The organism is Brevundimonas sp., assembly GCF_041648615.1.
Classification (GTDB): Bacteria; Pseudomonadota; Alphaproteobacteria; order Caulobacterales; family Caulobacteraceae; genus Brevundimonas.
Genome location: NZ_JBAZOS010000071.1, coordinates 1 through 4,538, shown reverse-complemented (window position 1 = coordinate 4,538; position 4,538 = coordinate 1). Strand labels below are relative to the sequence as shown.

The 4,538-nt window shown below is 67.3% G+C and carries 6 protein-coding genes and 1 pseudogene; all 7 read left to right on the top strand.

Annotated features, from left to right (window positions below):
• Positions 1-175, top strand: a 175-nt coding sequence (gene rpmD / locus WC555_RS15205; RefSeq protein ID WP_373254939.1) for a 50S ribosomal protein L30, incomplete at its 5' end; no start/stop codon positions are given.
• 136 nt (positions 176-311) lie between these two features.
• A pseudogene (rplO, locus tag WC555_RS15200) lies at positions 312-752 on the top strand (50S ribosomal protein L15); the annotation flags it as partial.
• 263 nt (positions 753-1,015) lie between these two features.
• Positions 1,016-2,422 carry a preprotein translocase subunit SecY gene (gene secY, locus WC555_RS15195; RefSeq protein WP_373254936.1) on the top strand — a complete coding sequence of 469 codons (1,407 nt, stop codon included), beginning with the start codon at positions 1,016-1,018 and terminating at the stop codon, positions 2,420-2,422.
• 23 nt (positions 2,423-2,445) lie between these two features.
• Positions 2,446-3,018, top strand: a complete 573-nt coding sequence (locus WC555_RS15190; protein WP_373254934.1) for an adenylate kinase — start codon at positions 2,446-2,448, stop codon at positions 3,016-3,018.
• A 57-nt stretch (positions 3,019-3,075) separates the two neighbouring features.
• Entirely contained in the window at positions 3,076-3,792 is a 717-nt protein-coding gene (locus WC555_RS15185) for an energy transducer TonB (RefSeq protein WP_373254932.1), read from the top strand.
• A 141-nt stretch (positions 3,793-3,933) separates the two neighbouring features.
• Positions 3,934-4,302: a 30S ribosomal protein S13 gene (gene rpsM / locus WC555_RS15180; RefSeq protein ID WP_055832177.1), complete on the top strand. Its 369-nt coding sequence runs from the start codon at positions 3,934-3,936 to the stop codon at positions 4,300-4,302.
• Between the two features lie 9 nt (positions 4,303-4,311).
• On the top strand, positions 4,312-4,538 hold a 227-nt coding region (gene rpsK / locus WC555_RS15175; RefSeq protein WP_373254930.1), incomplete at its 3' end, for a 30S ribosomal protein S11.

The window sequence follows — 4,538 nt, the reverse complement described above, 5'->3', positions numbered from 1 at the left end:
CACCGTCACCATCCGTCAGACGGGCAGCCCGATCCGCCGCAAGTCGGACCAGCGCGCCACCCTGATGGGTCTGGGTCTCAACCGCATGGGCCGCGAGTCCACGCTGGAAGACACCCCCTCGGTCCGCGGGATGATCGCCAAGGTCGCCCACCTGACCGAGATCGTCGAGAAGTAGGTTCTAGGGGTTAGGTTCTAGGGATTAGGGAAGCGCGCCGCCGCTTTTCTTCCCTAGAACCTAGCCCCTATTCCCTAGCACCTACCAAAGCCGAGTCTGGCTCAGCCAGGCGCTAGCACCCGAAAGGATCAGGCACATGAAACTGAACGAAATTCGCGACAACGAAGGCGCCCACAAGAAGCGCATGCGCGTCGGCCGCGGCCCGGGCTCGGGCAAGGGCAAGACCGCTGGCCGCGGCGTCAAGGGTCAGAAATCCCGTTCGGGCGTCGCCATCGGCGGCTTCGAAGGCGGCCAGATGCCGCTGTACATGCGGATGCCCAAGCGCGGCTTCAACAATCCGGGCGCGCTGAAGCTGGCCGAAGTGAACCTGTGGCGTCTGCAGGACGCCATCGACGCCAAGAAGCTGGACATCAAGGGCGAGATCAAGGGCGACGCCCTGGTCGCGGCCGGCGTGATCCGTCGCGTCAAGGACGGCGTCCGCATCCTCGGCACCGGCGAGATCAAGTCCAAGCTGAACCTGGTCGTCTGGTCGGCCTCGGCCGGCGCCGTCAAGGCCATCGAGGCCGCCGGCGGCACGATCGTTCAGGAGCGCATCGCCGCTGAAGCCAAGGCCGCCGCGCGCGTCGAGAAGCGCAACGCCGCCAAGGGCAAGGCTCCGGCCGCCAAGGCGCCGCGCGGCGACGCCAACAAGATCTCGGCCCGTACGACCCGCACCGCGGCTCGCACTGCAAAATAAGCTTGAGGGGCGCTCTCGCTAAGAGGGCGCCCTTCGCCTATCTGGACGCTGGCGCCGGATTCACGTCCGATACGCCGCCTTCTGATCAGTCGGGGTGACGACACATGGCTTCGGCCGCCGAACAACTCGCAGCAAACATGAACATGGGCTCGTTCGCGAAAGCGACCGAGCTTCACAAGCGTCTGCTGTTCACGATCCTGGCCCTGCTGGTCTACCGCATCGGCACCTATGTGCCGATCCCGGGGATCAACTCGGAAGCCTTCCTGCAGTTCTTCCAGAACCCGGACGGCCAGCGCGGCATCCTCGACATGTTCAACATGTTCTCGGGCGGCGCCGTCGAGCGCATGGCCGTGTTCGCCCTGAACGTCATGCCCTACATCTCGGCCTCGATCATCGTCCAGCTGATGGGCGCGGTCTATCCGCCGTGGGAGAAGCTGCGGAAAGAGGGCGGCGAGAGCGGCCGAAAGCAGCTGAACCAGTACACCCGCTATCTGACCGTGGTCCTGGCCCTGTTCCAGTCGACCGGCATCGCCATCGGCCTGAACGCCCAGCCCGGCCTGATCGACAGCCCCGGCCTGTTCTTCATCGTTTCGACCATCACCACCCTGACCGGCGGGACCATGTTCCTGATGTGGCTGGGTGAGCAGGTCACCGCGCGCGGCGTCGGCAACGGCATCTCGCTGATCATCTTCGCCGGCATCGTCGCCGTCCTGCCGGGCACGATCGCCCGTCTGTTCGGCCTGGCCCAGCAGGGCCAGATGTCCGCCTTCACCCTGCTGTTCATCGCCGCCATGATGATCGGCGTCGTCGTCTTCATCGTCTTCATGGAGCGGGCCCAGCGCCGGCTGCTGATCCAGTATCCCAAGCGCCAGGAAGGCAACCGCATGGCCGGGGGCGAGCGTTCGTTCCTGCCGCTGAAGGTCAACACCGCCGGCGTCATCCCGCCGATCTTCGCCTCGTCGCTGCTGATGCTGCCGACGACGGTGGCCCAGATGACCGCCAACGCCAACCTGCCGTCGTGGATGGAGTGGCTGCCGCTGGTCACCGCCCAGATGCAGCACGGCCAGCCGGTCTTCATGCTGCTGTACGGCGCCCTGATCGTCTTCTTCTGCTTCTTCTACACCTCGATCACCTTCAATCCCGAGGACACGGCCGAGAACCTGCGCAAATACGGCGGCTTCCTGCCGGGCATTCGTCCGGGCAAGCGCACGGCGGAATATCTGGACTATGTCCTGACCCGCCTGACTGTGATCGGCGCCGCCTACATCACCGCGGTCTGCCTTCTGCCGGAAATGGTCATCGCCAACTTCGGTTCGGGCCTGGCCTTCGGCGGCACCTCCATCCTGATCGTGGTCTCGGTGACCATGGACACGGTGGCGCAGATCCAGTCGCAGCTGCTGGCGCACCAGTACGAAGGCCTGATCAAGAAGGCCAAGCTGCGCGGCCGCGGCAAGACCGCCGGCACGGGCAAGACTCCGGGCAAGGGCCTCACCGCCCCGGCCCGGCGCTAGAACCCTTCGGGGGAGGGGCGGCGATGAATCTGATCCTGTTCGGACCGCCCGCGGCGGGCAAGGGCACCCAGGCCAAGCGGCTGGTCGAGGCCCGCGGCATGGTCCAGCTGTCGACCGGCGACATGCTGCGCGAGGCCATCGCCTCGGGCTCGGAGCTGGGCCGTGAATGCCAGGCCATCATGTCGCGCGGCGACCTGGTCTCGGACGCCATCGTCATCGCCCTGATCGAGGCGCGGCTGAAGGAAGCCGGGGAGGCGGGCGGCGCCATCTTCGACGGCTTCCCCCGCACCGTGGCCCAGGCCGAGGCGCTGGACGCCATGCTGGCCAAGCTGGGCAAGAAGATCGATCGCGTCGTGCGGCTCAAGGTCGACGACGCGGCCCTGCTGGAACGGGTCGCGGTCCGTTTCGCCGACCAGGGCCGTCCGGACGACAATCCCGAGAGCTTCAAGGTCCGGCTCGACGCCTACAACCGTAACACCGCGCCGCTGCTGCCCTACTATGCCGACAAGGGCCTGCTGACCGAGATCGACGGCATGGGCGCGATCGCCGAGGTGGCGAAGGCTATCGACGCGGCGCTGGACGGCTCCGCCGCCTGAACCTCGCCTGACCTTTTGGCGCGCCATGCGTTCATGTCCGGGTGATAGGACATGTGCGTGCGGATCCAGCCTCCATATCTGACGAAGAAGCGCCTGCGGACGGCCGGCTTTGTCGTGGGCGTTTCGGCGGCGCACCTGCTGGTGTTCGCCGTCATCGCGCGCACCCAGGCCGACATTCCGGTGCTGCCGCCCGGGCCGCCCATTGAGGTGGTGCTGTTCCGTCCGACGCCGCCTCCGCCGCCACCCCCGCCGCCGCTGCAGCCCACGCCCGACCCGGGCGGCGGCAAGCCGGCCGCGCCGTCGCGCATCCACGTCACGCCGAAGCCGGCCGACAAGCCGCGTGAACTGCCCGCCCCGCCGGCGCCGGCTCCGGAGCCTGCGCTCGTGATCGGCATGGCCCCGGTGGCGGGCCCGACGCCGGGGATGGGGCAGGGCGGTACGGGCGCCGGGACCGGCACGGGCGACGGGGACGGCGAAGGCTCGGGATCGGGCGGCATCGGCCCCCGCTTCGTTCGAGGCGCCAGCCAGGCCGAGATTTTCAGCGTCGTGCCGCGTGGACGACGCCCGGGCCGGGGCTCCGTCAGCTGCGTCATCCGCCTGGACGAAAGGCTGGACGACTGCCGCGTGGTCAGCGAGACGCCGCCGGGACAGAACTACGGCGCCGCGGCCGTGACGGTGGCGGAAGCCTATTTCCGCTTCCGCCCGCCGATGAGCGCCTCGGGGCGTCCGGTCGAGGGCCAGAGGGTCACCGTCTTCGTCCAGTTCGGACGCTGATCGAGCCGTCCCGAAACCGCGTCGGGCGTTGACGCGACGGGAATCCCCTGTATAAGGCCGACTTCCGCGAAGGACGTCGGCGCTCCTGGTCTGTTGACCGGAGCGTTTGTTGCGTCCGTCAACGCGTATCTGGAGAGCTTCGTGGCCCGTATCGCTGGTGTCAACATCCCGACCAACAAGCGCGTAGAGATCGCGCTGCAGTACATCCATGGCATCGGCGCCCACGCCGCCAAGGAGATCACGACCAAGGTCGGCATCGAGCCCGCCCGTCGCGTGAACCAGCTGACCGACGCTGAAGTGCTGCAGATTCGCGAGACCATCGACCGCGATCACACCGTCGAAGGCGACCTGCGCCGTGAGACGTCCATGAACATCAAGCGTCTGATGGACCTGGCCTGCTACCGCGGCCTGCGTCACCGCAAGGGCCTGCCGGTCCGCGGCCAGCGCACCCACACCAACGCCCGCACCCGCAAGGGTCCCGCCAAGCCGATCGCCGGCAAGAAGAAGTAAGACAGACACATGGCCAAGGAACCGGGTCGCGTAAAGAAGCGCGAGCGCAAGAACATCACCTCGGGCGTCGCCCACGTGAATGCGTCCTTCAACAACACGATGATCACGATCACCGATGCCCAGGGCAACGCGATCTCGTGGTCGTCGGCCGGACACATGGGCTTCAAGGGTTCGCGCAAATCGACCCCCTACGCCGCCCAGATGGCCGCCGAAGACGCGGGCAAGAAGGCCCAGGA